The sequence below is a fragment of the Collimonas rhizosphaerae genome (assembly GCF_038896935.1).
Lineage (GTDB): Bacteria > Pseudomonadota > Gammaproteobacteria > Burkholderiales > Burkholderiaceae_D > Collimonas > Collimonas rhizosphaerae.
Window position 1 is genome coordinate 57,567 of sequence record NZ_JBANDC010000009.1, and the last position, 17,704, is coordinate 75,270.

Consider the following 17,704-nt stretch of genomic DNA (forward strand, 5'->3'; position numbering starts at 1 on the left):
ACTGGCGCCGCTGGCGCGCGCCAAAAGAAAAAGCCGCCGGCAATTTCTCGCCGGCGGCCCTCAAGTTGCAGCGAAAGCTAGTTTCAGGCCTTTTGCTCGACCTGCTCAATCCCCGCCAGTATCCAGCCGCCCTGTCCTACGGTCGGCTTGGACAGGTTCCAGACCTCCGAAAACGGCGCGGCGAAAGCTGCATCGTCTTCCTTGATCATGCCGGAGAATTTCACGCTGGCCAGGTATTCGGCGTCGGTCGTCTCGATTCCCAGCAGTTCGGCATCCAGCGTCACGACGTCGGTGTGGTTATCCGATGCGCCGCGTTCCTGCAGTTGCATGCGCAGCTCGGCAAACATCTCCGGCGTGGTGAATTCACGGATATCGTTGCTGTCGCCCTTGTCCCATGCGGCTTGCAGGCGCAGGAAATAAGTCTTGGAATGACGCAGGAAACCGGCGCTATCGAAATCGGCCGGCACACCCCAGGCAGCGGCGCCCATGGCGCCCGTCGCCGCCGCTGCAGGCGCGGCGTCAAACACCGTGCGCTGCATCGGCTGGTCGAGGCGCGAAGCGATTTCCGGCGTGAAGCTGGAAGGCGCGGCAGCGGCATACGCGGGACGCATGCCGTTGCCGCCGGCTGCGCCATTGCCCATCTTGCGGCGCACCAGCTTGTAGATGAACATGGCGGCGAATGCGAACAAGGCGATCATGATGATATTGCTGATCATGCCCGCCATGGCGCCGCCCAGGCCCATGCTCGACAGCAAGGCGCCCAGGCCCAGGCCTAGCAGCGCGCCGCCCAGCATGCCTTTCCACATGCTGGGTTTGGCGGCAGCCGCGGCTGCGGCTGGCTTGGCGGCGTTGCCGGCCTGGTTCTGCGCCGGCGCGGCCTGGCGATTCATGCTTTGCGATTTCTTGCCGAAAGAACCGCCGCCGCCCATGCGCTTGGCTTCAACGGTTGACATGCCGGCTGACAACGTCATTGCAACGACGATCAGCGCCACGAATAATTTCTTCATACTTTCTCCTGAGATTTGATGCCATCACGGCCATACGGACCGCTAAGTTTTAAGACTTCGCAGCCATGCCATGGCGTTGGACCGGCCCGGAATTAAGGCAAGGCGCCAGAGGCGCACGGCCTGCCGGTCAACGTCATGGATGGCTGGAATCGCCGGGCGATAACCCGGCAGACAGGAAGGCGCCGGCCGCCAGATGCAATCGCAAGGGCGGCTTAAAGGCGCTTAAGCCCTGGGCGGAGGTCCGGCCGGGGGCAGGAACGGAGGCTGGAGCGCCTTGTCGTTGCTCAGCGCAGGCGTCGAAACCATAGCCGCGGCGGCAAATACAAGGGGAAAAGCAGGGACTGTTTCATCGCCGAGATCGACATGCATCTCGATGTCGTCGACCGCGACATCTTCTGGATCGCAATCGCCGCCAGCCGTGCAGGCAGGCGCATCTTGCAAGGCATCCTGCTGGACTGCCAACGACGCTACCGCTGCTGCATTTGCCTGGGATTCGGACATGCCTGCAAAAACTTGCATAGGCAGCAGAAACATCAGCAAAAGAATCAGTAAGCGTTGCATCGAAGTAGGAAAGCAGGTCCTGGCCAGGTTGGGTGGTGTTGATTATACCAAACCGCAGCAATGTCACGCCGACCTTGCTGGGAAGAATGAAACGCCATAGACTACAAGCAGCACCTTCCATCCACCGTACGGAAAACATCCCCATCATGCGCATCCTGCTTGCCGAAGACGACAGTGTCCTAGCCGATGGACTGACGCGCTCGCTGCGCCAGTCGGGTTATGCCACCGACTGCGTGATGAACGGCGTGGAAGCCGATTCGGCCTTGTCGACCCAGGATTTCGACCTGCTGATCCTGGACCTGGGCCTGCCCAAGATGACCGGCCTGGAAGTGCTGCGCCGCCTGCGCGCCAGGAATTCGCGGCTGCCGGTGCTGATCCTGACCGCCGCCGATTCCCTGGAGCAGCGGGTCAAGGGCCTGGACCTGGGCGCCGACGACTACATGGCCAAGCCGTTTGAACTGTCCGAACTGGAAGCGCGGGTGCGCGCCCTGACCCGGCGCGGCGCCGGCGGCGGCCCTACTGTCATCAAGCACGGCCCGCTGAGCTACGACCAGGTCGGACGGATCGCCTATATCAATGAGCAGATGCTGGATTTGTCGGCGCGCGAACTGGGCCTGCTGGAAGTGTTGCTGCAACGCACCGGCCGCCTGGTCTCCAAGGAACAGCTGGTCGACCACCTGTGCGAATGGGGTGAAGAAGTCAGCAACAACGCCATCGAAGTGTATGTACATCGCCTGCGCAAGAAAATCGAAGTCGGCGGCGTACGGATTGCGACGGTGCGCGGCCTCGGTTATTGCCTGGAAAAAATCAGCGAACCGCAAGCCGGCTCCGCGATTTCCGCGCCCCCTCCAGCCCCACTCTCTCCAGTCGATACGTCCAGCCGCCGCTGACGCCAGCCTCCCATGCGCGACGCTCAATCCCTGGCTGCGCAGCCAAGCCCGGCCACCCCAGCCACCCAAACCGAAGAACGCGTGCAGCGCTCGCTGTTTGGCGAAATCCTGGACTGGATGCTGGTGCCGCTGCTGCTGCTGTGGCCGATCAGTATCGCGATCACTTATGTCGTGGCGAAGTCGATCGCCAACCAGCCCTTTGACCAGGCGCTGGACGACAGCGTCACGGTCCTGTCGCAGCAGGTAAGCGAAGTCAACGGCAAGGTCATCACGCGCCTGACCACCCCCTCCCGCGATTTCCTGCGCGCCGACGATGTCGACAATGTGTATTACCTGATCACCGGCCCGCACGGCGAATATATCGACGGCGACCGCGACATGCACGTGCCGGCCGCGGAAGATGAACCCGCGCATCAAGGCAAGGTGAAGTTCTGGGACAGCTCCCTGCATGGCAGCGATGTGCGGATTGCCTATACCTACGTCGACCTGCGCAGCGCGATCGACGCCGGCCGCGCCGCCGACAAGCAGGAGCGGCCGCGGGTAGCGCTGGTGCAAGTCGGGGAAACGCTGGAAAAACGCGCCCGGCTGGCCAATGAAATCATCAAGGGCGTGATCTTGCCGCAATTCCTGATCCTGCCGATTGCACTGGCGCTGATCTGGTTTGCCCTGTCGCGCGGCCTCTCGCCCCTGTCTGAACTGCAGCAGCGGATCCGAGCCCGGCGCCCGGACGACCTGAGCCCCATCGATTCCGGCCAGGTGCCGGAAGAAATCTCGCCGCTGGTGCGCTCGCTCAACGACATGCTGTCGCGCTTGTCGTTGTCGATCCAGACCCAGAAGCGTTTCATCGCCGACGCCGCGCACCAGATGAAAACGCCGCTGGCCGGCATGCGCATGCAATCCGAACTGGCGTTGCGGCAGACCAGCCAGCATGACATCCATCGCTCGCTGGAACAGCTGGCGAAGAGTTCGGAATCGGCGACCAGGCTGGTCAACCAGCTGCTGTCGCTGGCGCGGGCGGAAAACCAGTCGCAGGAAAGCGCGCCGTTTGTCGAAGCCGACCTGTCCGAATTCGCGCGCGCCGTGGTGCAGGACTGGGTCGAAGCCTCGTTCAGCCAGCGCATCGATTTCGGCTTCGAACAGGCCGACCGGCCGCTGCCGGTATTGTGCAATCCGCTCATGCTGCGCGAACTGCTGGGCAACCTGATCGACAATGCATTGCATTACACGCCGGTCGAAGGCCGGGTTACCGTCCGCGTGCGCGATGACGCCGCGGCAGGATTGGCAATCCTGGAAGTCGAAGATACCGGCCCGGGCATCCCGCCGGCCGAACGCGACCACGTGTTCCAGCGCTTTTACCGCATCCTCGACAGCGGCCGCGGCGGCAGCGGCCTGGGGCTGGCGATCGTGCGCGAGATCGCGCAGCAGCATGACGCCCAGGTGACGATTTCCTATAATCCGCGCAGCAGCGAACCGGAACTGCCGGGCAGCCTGTTCCGCGTCGCATTCCGCTTGCTGGAAAAACCCGCGCTCGATATCAATTCCGACTTCCATTACCGACCATAACCAGTTACCGGACCAGACATGCGCATGCCGAAAACCCGTCCACATTCTCCCCCCAGCCATTGGCAAAGCACCAGGCGGCTGACGCTGGGCCTGCTGCTGGTCTGGTTTGTGCTGACCTTCGGCGTCATCTTCTTTGCACGTGAATTGTCCGGCATGCGCTGGTTCGGCTGGCCGCTGTCGTTTTACATGGCGGCGCAAGGACTGGCCCTGGCCTACCTGCTGATTGTCGCGGTGTACACCTGGCAAATGCGAAAAATAGACCGCCGCCAGCCGGACCGCGAGCTGCAATGAAGGACAGCTCTTTTTTCCGGCGCCTGGTCCGCTATTACGCCTGGTACACCGGCGGCTTCATCCTGTTGCTGGTGGTGCTGGCGATACTCGAAAAAGAAGGGTTGCCGCGCACCTGGATCGGCTACCTGTTCATGTTCGCCACCATCGTCCTGTACGCCGGCATCGGCATCATGAGCCGCACTTCGGACGTCTCCGAATATTACGTGGCGGGGCGGCGGGTGCCTGGACTGTTCAACGGCATGGCGACCGCCGCCGACTGGATTTCCGCCGCCACGTTCATCAGCCTGGCCGGCGGCCTCTACCTGCAAGGTTTCGATGGCCTGGCTTATATCATCGGCTGGACCGGCGGCTACTGCCTGGTAGCCGTGCTGATCGCGCCGTATCTGCGCAAGTTCGGCCAGTACACGATCCCGGATTTCCTGGCGGCGCGCTACCGCGGCCGCACCAGCAGCAATCCGGTGCGGATACTGGCGGTGGCCGCCACGGTGGTGATTTCCTTCATTTACGTGGTGGCGCAAATCTACGGCGTCGGCTTGATCACCTCGCGTTTTACCGGCGTCGATTTTTCGGTCGGCATTTTCCTCGGCCTGGCCAGCATCCTGGTCTGCTCGTTCCTGGGCGGCATGCGGGCGATCACCTGGACCCAGGTAGCGCAATACATCATCATCCTGTTTGCCTACCTGATCCCGGTGGTCTGGCTGTCGATGGAACATACGCACAGCCCGGTGGCGCAGGTTTCCTACGGCTCGGTGCTGGCGCAGATCAGCAGCATCGAGAAAAAGCTCGACGTCGATCCGAAAGAAATCGAAGTGCGGGCGATCTTCAAGGCCAATGCGGACGACTACGACGCGCGCCTGCGCGACCTGCCGAAATCCTGGGAACGGGGACGGATCGAAGCGCAGCAGCACCTGGAACTGCTGAAACGCAACAACAGTTCCCTGATCGAGATCCGCGCCGCCAACCGCGCCTTGAACAGCTATCCTAAAACGCCCGAGGAAGCCGAACGCAAATGGCAGCAGGACAAGGCCAGCAACCTGGCGCGCGCCGAACCGCCGGTGCCGCAGGCAACGCCGTTTCCCGGCGCCACCCGCGAAGCATCCGATATCAGGCGCAACAATTTCCTGGCCCTGGTGTTTTGCCTGATGATGGGCACCGCATCCCTGCCCCATATCCTGATGCGCTACTACACCACGCCGTCGGTGCAGGAATCGCGCAAGTCGGTGTTCTGGACGCTGTTTTTCATCTTGCTGATCTATCTCACCGTGCCGGCGCTGGCGGTGCTGGTGAAATACTATATCTACACCTCGCTGGTCGGCTCCGATTATGCGCACCTGCCGGAATGGGTCTCGTACTGGGCCAATATCGACAAGAGCAATCCGCTGGTCAGCATTACCGATTTCAACCATGACGGCCTGGTGCAATTGTCGGAGATCACCCTGGACGGCGACATGATCATGCTGGCGACGCCGGAGATCGCCGGCCTGCCCTATTTTGTGTCCGGGCTGGTGGCGGCCGGCGGGCTGGCGGCGGCATTGTCGACCGCGGACGGCTTGCTGCTGACGATTTCCAACGCCTTGTCGCACGATGTCTATTACAAGATGATCGACCCGCACGCTTCCACCGCCAAGCGCGTCACGGTGTCCAAGCTGCTGTTGCTGGTGGTGGCGCTGCTGGCGGCCTATACCGCTTCGCTGAAGCCGGGCGATATCCTGTCGATGGTCGGCGCCGCATTTTCACTGGCGGCTTCGACCCTGTTCCCGGTGCTGGCATTGGGGGTGTTCTGGAAACGCGGCAACCAGCAAGGCGCGATCGCCGCCATCGTGGTTGGCTTCGGCACGTGCATCTACTACATGCTGCACACCTATCCGGCGCTGGGCGGTTCGGCCGCCGGCCAGTGGTTCCACATCGCGCCGATGGCGGCCGGCATCTTCGGCGTGCCGGCCGGCTTGCTGGCGCTGGTCGTGGTCAGCCTGCTGACGCCGCCGCCAGACCCGCGCGCAACGAAGCTGGTAGATCAAATCCGTGCGCCGTAGAACGTCAAATGGGGTCAGAGTAATTTTCGCAAAACCCGCGAAAAAAAACTCTGACCCCATTTGACTGCTGTCGTGCCGGTTTCCAGATCGTTCAGGGTTTGCTGCCGAAGGGCTCCGACAGGATACCTACAAGGCTGTTCACACCATTGACGTAATTTCCCAACCGCATATTCTCATTGGCGCTGTGCTGATTGTTATCGGCATTGACCAGCGGCACAATCACGAAAGGCACTTTCAGAGCATCGACTAGCGCGCCAGTCGGAACAGTGCCGCCCATCATTCTGATCTGCACCGGTTCCTTGCCGTAGGTCTTGGTCAGAGAGCGGCGCAGCCAATTACTGATTGGCGCATGCAGATCGGTACGAACGGCGCTGCTGGAAGCCGATGCCGACTCGAACTCAAGCGAAGCCAGTTTAGGATAGCGGGCGCGATCCGCATCGCTCGGTTCGCCATTGACCAGATGAAAGCCCTGCTTCTCCGTAAATCCCTTGAGTAAAGCCGCCAAGGCCGCCGGCTCGGTTTCAGGCACGGTACGCAGATCCAGTTCGGCGACGGCCATCGCCGGCACGACAGTGCGAGCCTTCTCGCCGACATCTCCAGATTGCATGCCACGCACATTGAGCGACGGATATTGCATCGCTTCCTGATAATTTTGTCCGACCTTATCTGCCACCGCAATCCCGAGGCGCTGACGCAGCGCCGCTTCGTCGTCTGGCACTGCGCGCATGACACGCAATGAATCGGCGTCCAGCTTGACGCTATCGTAATAACCGGGAACCGTCACTCGGCCCTCGTCATCTTTCATCGATGCCAGCAAACGCGCCATCAATTGCGCCGGGTTGGCGGCATAGTTGCCGTAGTGTCCGCTATGGCTATCTTGCTTCGGGCCATAAACCTTCAAAGTGCCGACAACGATTCCGCGATTGCCGAATACCAATGTCGGCTGATTGCTGGGGTGCATCGGACCGTCCAGCACGACCAGCATATCGGACTTCAACACATCCTGATTCCGCTTGATGACGCTGCCCAATGACGGCGATCCTTTTTCTTCTTCCGCGTCAAGAATGACCTTGAGGTTGATCGCCGGCGCCTTGCCGCCGGCTTTGAGTGCGTCGATCGCAGCCAGCAACATCATGATCGGCGCCTTGTCATCCGCTGAAGCCCTGGCGAACAAACGCCACTCAGGATCGACATCCTTGGCGAACAGCTTGTCCAGCGGCATGGCTTCCCACTGGCCGGCTGCATTGCGCTGTTTCAATACCGGCGTCCACGGGCTTTTCTGCTGCCATTCAGAAGGATTAACCGGCTGTCCATCCATGTGTCCATAAAACAGTACCGTGGGAAGACCGGGACCGCTCTTTGGAAACTCTGCAAACAGCAGCGGCTTGCCGTTATTGGGCAATTGCCTGGTATGGAAACCACGCCGCTGAAAAGCCTGTTCAAACCAGGCGGCATTGCGCTGGATATCGGCGGCTACCGCAGAGTCGTTGGGAATTGCCAGCACCTCGGCCCATTCCTTGAAACTTGCTTGCGCAGCATCCTGCACTTGTGGTGCGATCGGCGGTTCAGCCGCATGAACAGACGGCGTCGAAAATATGGCCATGGCACAGGCGGCCAACTGGCAGTGCTGGATGAATGTTTTCATATGTTTTTTTCAGGTGCGATCAAATGAGGTCAGAGCATGCATCGGTCAAACCGCGAATCCGAAGCCTGGCGCTTCATGGGCCGGCATGACGGTGACGGCGACATCCATGGTTTGCTGGCCGCCGCCGATCAGCACGCCGCGCAAGGGCGAAATGTCGAGAAAATCGCGGCCCCAGCCGAGCGTGATATGGCTGGTGTCGGGGAAGATGCCGTTGGTCGGATCGGCATCTATCCAGCTGCTGGCTTGTCCATTGAATCCCGGGCAATACACCGACACCCAGGCATGCGACGCATCGGCGCCGATCAGGCGCGGCTGTCCGGGCGGCGGTTCGGTCAGCAGGTAGCCGCTGACATAGCGCGCCGCCAGGCCGAGGGAGCGCAGGCAGGACAGCATGAAGTGGGCAAAATCCTGGCATACGCCGCGCCGGGTAGCGAATACCTCGGTGACCGGGGTAGAGACGGTGGTAGCCAGCGGGTCGAAGGTGAATTCCTGGAAAATCCGCGTCATCAAGGCATCGATCCCGGCCAGCAAAGGCAGCCCGGGCGTGAACGACTCGGCTGCATACGCCAGGAATTCACGCTTGATCCGCACGTGCGCCGACTCAAACAGGTAGCGCGTGGCTTCCAGGTCGTCAGGCAATAGAAACTGGCCCGCCTGGTATGAGAGCGCGGCGCGGGCCTGCTCCCAGGACGGCGTGGCCGGCGGCAGCTGGCGCGGCGTCAGCGTGACCCAGGATTCGGCCAGCGCGCGCAGGTCGGTATGGTCGTTTTCCAGCGAAAACGATTGCAGCGGATTGCCGAAGCTGTCCAGGAACATGCGCAGGTTTTGCGGCTCCGGCGTGATGCTGATGCCGTGCGAAGTGCAGGTTTGCCATGGCAGGGAACGCGGCGTCAGGCGCAGCATCTGGTGCGACAGGCGCACTGCCTGCGAATACGCGTAATGGGTGTCGTGGCGGATGTGGTAGGTATGCTGGTCCATCATGACACTCCCTGGCTGACCGGCGCATTCAAGGGCGTAAAGAAATGCCGCGCCAGCTCGTCGGACAGCGAAAAGGCGCCGCCGATGGCGTCGCGCATCAATTGCACCAGGCGGGCGTGGGCGTCGGCCACGAACAAGGAATCATGGCCGAGGTCCTGCAATTCGAATTCGCGCAGCAAGGCCGACAGGTGCGCCGGCGTGTCCATGTTCAGGGTGCCGAGCTGTTCCCCGATATCGCTTAGATAGCGCTCCAGCATATGGAACTGGAATGCAATGCCGTGCGGGTTGCTGACGTCGAATATCAGCAGATGCAGCACCGGCAGCCATTCCGGCGCGCGCCGGTAGCGTACGCGGTAGGTGACCACGCTGTTGGCCGATTCCAGCAGCCACGGCAGCGTCCGGTTCTGGCGCTCCGCCGGCAGCAGCAGGAACTGGCTGAACAAGGCCGCCAGGTGCGTCATGCGTTCTATATGCCGGCCCAGCATCAGGAAATGCCAGCCTTCGTCGCGCGTCATGTCGTCCAGCGCGTGGCCGGCCAGGCCGACGCAAGCCTGGATGACATTGTTGAGCATGTACAGCGCGGCGGCGGGCGTCACGCCGCCGGGGCCGCTGCTGTCGGTCGTCAGGCCCGGCATGCGGTTGAGCGCCTGCCAGTTGTCCAGCGAAAGATGTTCGCGCACCTGATAGCCGCAATGATGCAGGTGGCGCAGGTTGCCGGCAATGCCGACGCTGGCGGTGGGATCGGCGATGGCGGCAATCAGCGCCTGCTGCAGGGCGGCGACGGTCGGCCGCGCCGTCGCTGATGCGGCCGGCAGGGCAATCCCGAGGCCGCGGCAGATTTCGCACAGCTGGTAGAAGGTTTCACGGACTTCGCCCTGCAGGTCGGTGCTGCGCTGCAAGGTGGCGCGCAGCAGATGCGCCAGGTTGTCGCAGCGCTCGGCGTAACGCCCCATCCAGAACAGGTTTTCGCCGGCGTGCGATGAAATGTCGACCGTGCTGCGGATGAAATCCAGCGTGCGCTGCCGGCCGTCGCCATCCTCCAGCGGCGCCACCGCCGGCGCGACCGCATCGCCGGCCTCGGCGCGCACCGGGCTCAGCACCCAGACATCCTTGCTGGCGCCGCCCTGCTGCATCGACACCACATCCTTGCGCTGGCGCGGCGCGACCCGCGTCAAGCCGCCGGGCATCACATGGTAGCTGCCGTCGGCGGCGGCGACCACGAATACCCGCAAGCTGACCGCACGGCTCATCAGGCGGTATTCGCCGCTGCGCGACAATACCGGCGCCTGCGACAGACGCACCCATTCCTGCGCCACATAAGCATGCGGCTGGGCCAGCAGGCTCTCCACCAGGCGCTGGCGCGATTGCGCATTCAGGCTATGGCCATAGACCGGCTGCATGCGCATCGACGGGAACGCCGGCATGATCACCAGCTGCTCCAGGTTGGCCAAGGTGTAATCGAGCGCCGGTTTTTCGCCGCACCACCAGGACGCCACCGCCGGCAGCGCCAGCGGCTGGCCCAGCAAACGCTGGCAGATGGCCGGCAGGAAACCATGCAAGGCGCCCGACTCCAGCACGCCGCTGCCGAGCGAATTGGCGATCAGCACATTGCCGAGGCGCGCCGCCTGCACCAGCCCGGGAATGCCGAGCGCGGAATCGGCGCGCAACTCGAGCGGATCGCAATAATCGTCGTCCAGCCGCCGCAGGATCGCATGGACGCGCCGCAAGCCGCTCAGGGTCTTGAGGTACACCATGTCGCCGCGCACCATCAGGTCGGCCCCTTCGACCAGCGGGAAACCCAGGGTATGCGCCAGGAACGCGTGTTCGGAATAGGTTTCGTTATACGGCCCCGGCGTCAGCAGCACCACCAGCGGCGTTTCGCCGGCGGCCGGCGCCAGTGCGTTCAGGCTGTCGTGCAGGGTATGGAAAAACTTCAGCAGCGATTGCACATGCATGTCGCGCACCGTCTCCGGCAATGCGCGCGACATGATCTGCCGGTTCTGCAAGGCGTAGCCGGCGCCGGACGGTCCCTGGGTGCGGTCCGACATGACCCACCAGTGACCATCCGGCGAACGCGCCAGGTCGATCGCGTACAGGTGCAGGTGTATGCCGGCCGGCGGTTCGATGCCGCGGCAAGGCCACAGGTAGCCATGCTGGCCGAATACCAGCGCCGGCGGCAGCAGTCCTTCGGACAGCAGCGTTTGCGGGCCGTACAGGTCGGCCAGCACGGCATTGAGCAGGCGCGCACGCTGTACCACCGCAGCGGACAAGATCTGCCATTCGTCGGCGGAAATGATTTGCGGCAACAGATCCAGTTCCCAGGGCCGGTTGGCGCCCTGCGGATCGGCGTATACGTTGTAGGTCACGCCGTCGGCGGCAATCGCTTCGCGCACCTCGCGCGCACGGCGCCGCAGGATCTCCGGCGACAGCCCTTCAAGCTGGTCGATCAAGGTCCGCCAGTGCGGCCGCAGGCGGCCGCCCGCTTCAAGCATTTCGTCGTAACGATCCGCCTCTGCGGGATAACTCTCGAGTAAACGCCGGTACATAGTTGATCGCTTGCATCACCTGGAACAATTTAAATGCAAACCCTGCCGACAGGGTGCTGAAAAACTGCAGCGCAAACCGGAAATAGTTGCGCTGCAGTTCCTTTACACCGCGGTTGCCGAGCTTGATCAGAAGTGACGTAAGTCTAACGTAAATGGGAACTCGATGGATGCTATCGGTTGCGTTACCTGCATCGGTCCCGGGGTGTGGTTGAGGCGGAAATAACGCCCCAGGCGGCGGCTTTCCGCCTCGAAAGCATTGACCGGGAAGGTCTCGTAGCTGCGCCCGCCAGGGTGCACCACGTGATACTGGCACCCGCCCAGGCTGCGGCCGTTCCAGGTGTCGACCAGGTCGAAGGTCAGCGGCGAGTCGATGCCGATGGTCGGATGCAGGGCCGACGGCGGCTGCCAGGCGCGGTAACGCACGCCGCTGACGAACTCGCCGACGCGTCCGGTCGGCTGCAGCGGCACCGGCACGCCGTTGCAGGTCAGCACATAACGATCCGGCGCCATGCCGTTCACCTTCACCTGCAAGCGCTCCAGCGAGGAATCGACGTAACGGGCGTTGCCGCCGGAACGGCTTTCCTCGCCCAGCACATGCCAGGGTTCCAGCGCGGTGCGCAATTCGAGCCCGATGCCGTTGATCGCAAAATCGCCGATTTTCGGGAACCTGAACTCGAAATGCGGCGCGAACCATTCCGCTTTGAGCGCGTAGCCGGCCTGCTGCATGTCGTCCATCACATCGCAGAAATCCTGCCAGATGAAGTGCGGCAGCAGGAAACGGTCGTGCAGTTCGGTGCCCCAGCGCACCAGGCGCCGCGGCTTGTACGGCGTCTTCCAGAAGCGCGCCACCAGCGCCCGCAACAGCAGCTGCTGGGTCAGGCTCATGCGCGCATGCGGCGGCATTTCAAACGCGCGCAATTCCAGCAGGCCGAGGCGGCCGGTGCTGCTATCGGGCGAATACAGCTTGTCGATGCAGAATTCGGCGCGATGGGTATTGCCGGTGACGTCGATCAGCAGGTTGCGCAGCAGCCGGTCCACCAGCCACGGTGCACATTCGCCGCCGGCCAGCTGGCGCTCCATTTCGGTAAACGCCAGCTCCAGTTCGACCACCGCGTCATTGCGCGCTTCGTCGACGCGCGGCGCCTGCGAAGTCGGGCCGATGAACATGCCGGAGAACAGGTAAGACAGCGCCGGATGGTTGTGCCAGTAGCTGATCAGGCTGCGTAGCAGGTCGGGCCGGCGCAGGAACGGCGAATCGCTGGTGGTGGCGCCGCCCAGCACCAGGTGGTTGCCGCCGCCGGTGCCGGAATGATGGCCGTCGAGCATGAATTTCTCGGTGGTGAGCCGGGTCTCGCGCGCCACGTCGTACAGGTAGGTGGTGTTGCTGACCAGTTCGCCCCAGCTGTGCATGGGCTGGATATTCACTTCGATCACGCCGGGATCGGGCGTGACGCTGAACTTGCCCAGGCGCGGATCATGCGGCGGTTCATAACCTTCCATCAGCAACGGCTGCTCCAGGGCTAGCGCCGTCGCTTCGATCGCCGCCACCAGTTCCAGGTAATCCTCGAGCCGCGCCAGCGGCGGCATGAACAGGTACAGCACGCCTTGCCGCACTTCCGCGCACAAGGCGGTGCGGGCAATCTGGTCGGCCGATTCGAACGGCGCCGGCGCCGCTTGCGCTTCGCTGGTGAAAGCCGCGCTGTACGAGGTTGAGCTGTACGAGGTCGAGCTGTACTTCAGCGCATCCGCCGCAGTTGCCTTGCTAGTGGTGGCAGCCGGCGTCGCCAGCTGCTGGCGGATTTGCTGTGTTACCTGCAGCGGCTGGAATTCCTGGGTCGGGTCCTGCTGGTGCACAAAAGGATAATCGGCTTTCTTGACCCACGGCTGCGAATCGAGCGGCAATCGGTAGCCCAGGGGAGAATCGCCCGGCAGCAGGTAGCAGTGTTCGCCGCGCAAATACCAGCTGCTGCTTTGCCAGCCGCTTTCATCATCGGAGCGGACCAGCGGCAAAACGTAGCCGGCGACTTTGCGCAAGCCTTGCGAAAAGACCCGCGCCAGCCGCGCCCGTTCCTGCTTGTCGTCCAGCCGCGCATCGGAGGGATCGACATTGATCGCCAGGCGGCGTTCGCGCCACAGGTAATAATAGATATCTTCATAGGCGGCGAACACATACTGCCGGTCCAGCGTCAGGCGCGCTGCAACTCCCAGCAAAAAACGTTCGGCGATAGTGTCGTCGGTGGCTTGCTTCTTGGTTTCATCGGCAATCAAGGCCGGCGTCGACCAGATCGGCTCGCCGTCGCGGCGCCAGTAGCAGTTAAGCGCCCAGCGCGGCAGCTGCTCGCCGGGATACCACTTGCCCTGGCCGAAATGCGGCAAGCCTTGCGCCGCATACTGCTGGCGCAACCGGTGGTAGAGTTCGGCTGCCAGCGGTTTCTTGGTAGGCCCCATGGCGGCCGTATTCCATTCCTCCCCTTCGGGGTCGTCGAGCGCGACGAAAGTCGGCTCGCCGCCCATCGTCAGGCGCACGTCGAGTTCGTCCAGGTCGTCGTCGATGGCATGGCCCAGCTCTTCGATTTCCTCCCACTGCTGCTCGCTGTACGGCTTGGTGACGCGCGGCGATTCCCAGATGCGGCGCACGCTCATCGCATGCTCGAATTCGACTTCGCATGGCTCCACCATGCCGCTCACCGGCGCCGCCGACGACGGTTCCGGCGTACAGGACAGCGGGATGTGTCCTTCGCCGGCGAACAGGCCGGAAGTAGGGTCGAGGCCGATCCAGCCGGCGCCCGGCAGATAGACCTCGCACCAGGCGTGCAGGTCGGTGAAATCGGTTTGCGGGCCGGACGGGCCGTCCAGCGATTTCTGGTCGGCCGTCAGCTGGATCAGGTAACCGGAGACGAAACGCGCCGCCAGCCCGAGATAGCGCAGTATCTGCACCAGCAGCCACGACGAATCGCGGCAGGAGCCGGAACCGAGGCTCAAGGTCTGCTCCGGCGTCTGCACGCCCGGTTCCATGCGGATGGTGTAGCTGATCAGTTGCGCCAGCTGCTGGTTCAGGCTGACCAGGAAATCCTCGGTGCGGATTCTTTCGCGCGGCACCTGGTCCAGGAATTTTTGCAGCAGAGGCGTCAGCGGCAGCTTCTTGCGGTACGGTTCCAGCTCGTTCTGCAGCTCAGGCGCGTAGGAAAACGGCACTTTCTCGGCATACGGCTCAAGAAAGAAATCGAAGGGATTGAGCACCGACATTTCCGCCACCAGGTCGACCTCGATGCGGAATTCGCTGGCCTTTTCCGGAAACACCAGGCGCGCCAGGTAATTGGCTTGCGGGTCCTGCTGCCAGTTGATGAAATGCGGCTCCGGCAGTATCCGCAGCGAATAGCTGAGGATGCGGGTGCGGCAATGCGGCGCCGGCCGCAGGCGGATGATCTGCGGGCCCAGGCTGATCGGACGCTCATAACGATAGGTGGTGAGATGATTGAGTGCTACGTGAATTGACATGGATATCCTCTGCGACAATCAATAATCATTCAGTGCATGAACTTCTGCAGCTGCCACAAAACCAGAATTACTGGTACTGATATTACTGGTACTGATGATGGCTGTGGATGAAATCACGCAAGCGCGGATAGATTTCATTGTCCCAGCGGCGGCCGTTGAAGACGCCGTAGTGGCCGACGCCGGTCTGCACATGGTGCGATTTCATGTACGGCCGTATGCCGCTGCACATGTCCTGGGCCGCCACGGTCTGGCCTACTGCGCAAATGTCATCCTTTTCTCCCTCCACGGTAAACAATGCGGTACGCCGGATTGCCGCCGGCTCTATCGTACGCCCTAATGCCTGCATTTCACCAAGCGGCAATGCATGATCCTGGAACACGCTTTGCACGGTTTCCAGGTAAAACTCCGCTGCCAGGTCCGACATGGCGAAATATTCGGCGTAAAACGTCTTGATGGCGTTGGCTTTTTCGTCTTCGCCATCGACCAGGTAGTTGTACAGGTTCTGGAAAGCCTTGAGGTGACGTTCCAGGTTCATGCTCATGAATGCATTGAGCTGCAGGAAACCGGGGTAAACCTGGCGCTGGCTGCCGGCGAAACGGCCGGGCACGGTGCTCACCAGGTTTTTCTCGAACCAGTCGATCGGCTTGCTTTTGGCCAGCTGGTTGACCGCGGTCGGATTGATGCGGGTATCGATCGGCCCCGCCATCAGGGTCATGCTGGCTGGTTGCGCCGGGTGCTTGTCGACCGCCATCAGCGACACCGCCACCAGCGCCGCCACGGTCGGCTGGCAGACTGCCACTACATGCGCGCCGGGGCCGATCTTCTCGATGAAGCGGATCAGGTGGGCGACATATTCGTCGAAACCGAAACGGCCGTCGCTAAGCGCCACGTCACGGGCGTTGTGCCAGTCGGTGATATACACGTCATGGTCGCGCAGCAGGGTATTTACGGTGCCGCGCAGCAAAGTGGCGAAATGCCCGGACATGGGCGCAACCAGGAGGATGCGCGGCTGCGCGGCCTTGGTTTCCTTGCGGAAATGCAACAAGGTGCAGAATGGCGTCTGGTCGGCGATCTCTTCGTGCACCGAAACCGTGCAGCCGCTCTCTTCCACGCTGTCGATCCCGAATGCGGGGCGCTGATGCGTCAAGCGGGTGCATGAAAAAACTTCGCAGGCGGCAGCCAGCTTGCGCAGCGCCAGGCTGTCGGGCCAGCCGGGAAAACGGTAGCCCAACATCGGTGCGGCAGCGCCAGCCCATGCACGCATCGGATCGCTGAAATCCGCATAGCCCTGATATGCCTGGTAAATTTTAGTCATGGGACTACCCTGTTATTGGAATGCCGGCAAACATGCTAGGTGCAATATCCATGCCCATATCTCTGGCACGGCCTTTGCTCAGTAGACATCAAACGGTTTGCCAATCAAAAACGCTTTCGATCCAATACGGAAGAATATTGCCATGCCTAAGACCACCCTGAGCATCACCAGTAAAAACTATTCGTCGTGGTCCTTGCGCGGCTGGCTGCTGACCCGGTTCTCCGGCCTGGAATTCCAGGAGAACCTGATCTCGCCGGACGACCCGGATGCGCGCGCCGAAATCCTGCTGCTGTCGTCGTCGATCCTGGTGCCCTGTCTATACCACGGCAACATCGTGGTGTGGGATACCCTGGCCATCGGCGAGTACCTGCACGAAATCCGCCCCAAGGCCGGGCTGCTGCCGGCGGACCGCGCCGCGCGCGCGCACTGCCGTTCGATCTGCGGCGAAATGCATTCCGGCTTCAGCGCCCTGCGCTCGGCGCTGCCGATGAACATCAAGGCGCATTTCCCCGACTTCAAGGTGTGGTCGCGCGCCGAAGCCGACATCAAGCGCATCACCACCATCTGGAAACAGTGCCTGGCAACCTATGGCGGCCCCTTCCTGTTCGGCGAGCGCTCGATGGCCGACGCCATGTATGCGCCGGTGGCGACGCGTTTTCTGACGTACGATGTAAAACTGGATTCCGTCTGCAGCGCCTATTGCAAGCGCATCATGGCGCTGCCGGAAATGCAGGAATGGATCAAGGCGGCCAAGCTGGAGCCGGACGATATCAATGAACTGGACGTGGAATTCTGAAAACGATTTCCGATGCCAAGGAAAGGATAGCTGCAATGGACACCAAGACTGAAGCGGGACCCAAGACTGTGTTCTCCCATGTGCGCGAAGGCGACACCGCATTCGAATCAGGCGGCCTGCGCGATTTTTTCCTGTACCGCGACCTCGGCATCGCCGCCGCTACCGGCGGCCAGGTGGTGGCGCACCTGGTGAAGGCCAACATGGCGCCCGAAATCGGCACCGGCTGGCACCGGCATGAAGCCAATTTCCACATCGTCTACATGCTCAAAGGCTGGGCGCGCTTCATGTACGAGGACAAGGAAACGCTGGTCAAGGCCGGCGACTGCGTGCACCAGCGCCCGGGCATCGTGCATTTTTTATTCGACTACTCGGAAGACATGGAGTATCTTGAAATCGTTAGCCCGGCGGCATTCACCTCGATCGACATGCCCGCACCGTGCGCCGTCCCGGCGCCGGCGCCATGGGGCAAGGCGGGTTGAGCGGCATTTCACATGGCTGTTTTTTGCAATCCAAACATGACGGAGGACGCCACTCAGATTAAGCAAAATTTGCTAAGAGCTGTCCTGGCAATACTGAAAATA

The 17,704-nt window shown here is 62.1% G+C and carries 13 protein-coding genes; 6 read left to right on the top strand and 7 right to left on the bottom strand.

What is annotated here, in order from left to right:
- Window positions 1-83: 83 nt before the first annotated feature.
- Window positions 84-1,007 carry a Tim44 domain-containing protein gene (locus V8G57_RS14265; RefSeq protein ID WP_342829969.1) on the bottom strand — a complete coding sequence of 308 codons (924 nt, stop codon included), beginning with the start codon at window positions 1,005-1,007 and terminating at the stop codon, window positions 84-86.
- A 222-nt stretch (window positions 1,008-1,229) separates the two neighbouring features.
- On the bottom strand, window positions 1,230-1,508 hold the full coding sequence (locus V8G57_RS14270) for a hypothetical protein (RefSeq protein ID WP_342829970.1): 279 nt from the start codon (window positions 1,506-1,508) through the stop codon (window positions 1,230-1,232).
- Window positions 1,509-1,714: 206 nt separating this feature from the next.
- Here V8G57_RS14270 and V8G57_RS14275 point away from each other — a divergent pair, with 206 nt between their 5' ends.
- The 4 genes from V8G57_RS14275 to V8G57_RS14290 are packed head-to-tail and all read left to right on the top strand — an operon-like array spanning window position 1,715 to window position 6,345.
- On the top strand, window positions 1,715-2,458 hold the full coding sequence (locus V8G57_RS14275) for a response regulator transcription factor (protein WP_092400667.1): 744 nt from the start codon (window positions 1,715-1,717) through the stop codon (window positions 2,456-2,458).
- Window positions 2,459-2,470: 12 nt separating this feature from the next.
- Complete coding sequence (locus V8G57_RS14280; protein ID WP_342829971.1) at window positions 2,471-4,021, top strand: sensor histidine kinase; 1,551 nt, start codon at window positions 2,471-2,473, stop codon at window positions 4,019-4,021.
- Window positions 4,022-4,039: 18 nt separating this feature from the next.
- Window positions 4,040-4,312, top strand: a complete 273-nt coding sequence (locus V8G57_RS14285) for a DUF4212 domain-containing protein (RefSeq protein WP_425458278.1) — start codon at window positions 4,040-4,042, stop codon at window positions 4,310-4,312.
- Window positions 4,309-6,345: a sodium:solute symporter family protein gene (locus V8G57_RS14290; RefSeq protein ID WP_342829972.1), complete on the top strand. Its 2,037-nt coding sequence runs from the start codon at window positions 4,309-4,311 to the stop codon at window positions 6,343-6,345. Before V8G57_RS14285 ends, V8G57_RS14290 begins: the two co-directional genes overlap by 4 nt.
- A gap of 91 nt (window positions 6,346-6,436) precedes the next feature.
- On the opposite strand, the gene V8G57_RS14295 is transcribed toward V8G57_RS14290, so the two are convergent.
- From V8G57_RS14295 to V8G57_RS14315, 5 genes are all read right to left on the bottom strand, one after another.
- Window positions 6,437-7,990 carry a M20/M25/M40 family metallo-hydrolase gene (locus V8G57_RS14295; protein WP_342829973.1) on the bottom strand — a complete coding sequence of 518 codons (1,554 nt, stop codon included), beginning with the start codon at window positions 7,988-7,990 and terminating at the stop codon, window positions 6,437-6,439.
- A gap of 45 nt (window positions 7,991-8,035) precedes the next feature.
- On the bottom strand, window positions 8,036-8,971 hold the full coding sequence (locus V8G57_RS14300) for a transglutaminase family protein (RefSeq protein WP_092396887.1): 936 nt from the start codon (window positions 8,969-8,971) through the stop codon (window positions 8,036-8,038).
- Window positions 8,968-11,514 (bottom strand): circularly permuted type 2 ATP-grasp protein, encoded by a 2,547-nt coding sequence (locus tag V8G57_RS14305; protein ID WP_342829974.1) that lies wholly within the window; start codon window positions 11,512-11,514, stop codon window positions 8,968-8,970. Before V8G57_RS14305 ends, V8G57_RS14300 begins: the two co-directional genes overlap by 4 nt.
- A gap of 126 nt (window positions 11,515-11,640) precedes the next feature.
- Window positions 11,641-15,012, bottom strand: coding sequence for a transglutaminase family protein (locus V8G57_RS14310; protein ID WP_342829975.1), 3,372 nt, complete (start codon window positions 15,010-15,012; stop codon window positions 11,641-11,643).
- Window positions 15,013-15,094: 82 nt separating this feature from the next.
- Window positions 15,095-16,327: a polyhydroxyalkanoate depolymerase gene (locus V8G57_RS14315; RefSeq protein ID WP_342829976.1), complete on the bottom strand. Its 1,233-nt coding sequence runs from the start codon at window positions 16,325-16,327 to the stop codon at window positions 15,095-15,097.
- 142 nt (window positions 16,328-16,469) lie between these two features.
- Between V8G57_RS14315 and V8G57_RS14320 the strand changes: the two genes are divergently transcribed.
- Window positions 16,470-17,123, top strand: coding sequence for a glutathione S-transferase family protein (locus V8G57_RS14320; protein WP_092396895.1), 654 nt, complete (start codon window positions 16,470-16,472; stop codon window positions 17,121-17,123).
- A gap of 35 nt (window positions 17,124-17,158) precedes the next feature.
- On the top strand, window positions 17,159-17,602 hold the full coding sequence (locus tag V8G57_RS14325) for a cupin domain-containing protein (protein ID WP_342829977.1): 444 nt from the start codon (window positions 17,159-17,161) through the stop codon (window positions 17,600-17,602).
- The last annotated feature ends 102 nt before the right edge of the window (window positions 17,603-17,704 follow it).

What these genes read in the sequence shown, in the direction of transcription:
- V8G57_RS14300 (WP_092396887.1), bottom strand. Translation starts at nt 8,971, where the DNA reads ATGATGGACCAGCATACCTACCACATCCGCCACGACACCCATTACGCG.
- V8G57_RS14285 (WP_425458278.1), top strand. Translation starts at nt 4,040, where the DNA reads ATGCGCATGCCGAAAACCCGTCCACATTCTCCCCCCAGCCATTGGCAA.
- V8G57_RS14315 (WP_342829976.1), bottom strand. Translation starts at nt 16,327, where the DNA reads ATGACTAAAATTTACCAGGCATATCAGGGCTATGCGGATTTCAGCGAT.
- V8G57_RS14280 (WP_342829971.1), top strand. Translation starts at nt 2,471, where the DNA reads ATGCGCGACGCTCAATCCCTGGCTGCGCAGCCAAGCCCGGCCACCCCA.
- V8G57_RS14320 (WP_092396895.1), top strand. Translation starts at nt 16,470, where the DNA reads ATGCCTAAGACCACCCTGAGCATCACCAGTAAAAACTATTCGTCGTGG.
- V8G57_RS14305 (WP_342829974.1), bottom strand. Translation starts at nt 11,514, where the DNA reads ATGTACCGGCGTTTACTCGAGAGTTATCCCGCAGAGGCGGATCGTTAC.
- V8G57_RS14290 (WP_342829972.1), top strand. Translation starts at nt 4,309, where the DNA reads ATGAAGGACAGCTCTTTTTTCCGGCGCCTGGTCCGCTATTACGCCTGG.
- V8G57_RS14270 (WP_342829970.1), bottom strand. Translation starts at nt 1,508, where the DNA reads ATGTCCGAATCCCAGGCAAATGCAGCAGCGGTAGCGTCGTTGGCAGTC.
- V8G57_RS14310 (WP_342829975.1), bottom strand. Translation starts at nt 15,012, where the DNA reads ATGTCAATTCACGTAGCACTCAATCATCTCACCACCTATCGTTATGAG.
- V8G57_RS14325 (WP_342829977.1), top strand. Translation starts at nt 17,159, where the DNA reads ATGGACACCAAGACTGAAGCGGGACCCAAGACTGTGTTCTCCCATGTG.
- V8G57_RS14275 (WP_092400667.1), top strand. Translation starts at nt 1,715, where the DNA reads ATGCGCATCCTGCTTGCCGAAGACGACAGTGTCCTAGCCGATGGACTG.
- V8G57_RS14295 (WP_342829973.1), bottom strand. Translation starts at nt 7,990, where the DNA reads ATGAAAACATTCATCCAGCACTGCCAGTTGGCCGCCTGTGCCATGGCC.
- V8G57_RS14265 (WP_342829969.1), bottom strand. Translation starts at nt 1,007, where the DNA reads ATGAAGAAATTATTCGTGGCGCTGATCGTCGTTGCAATGACGTTGTCA.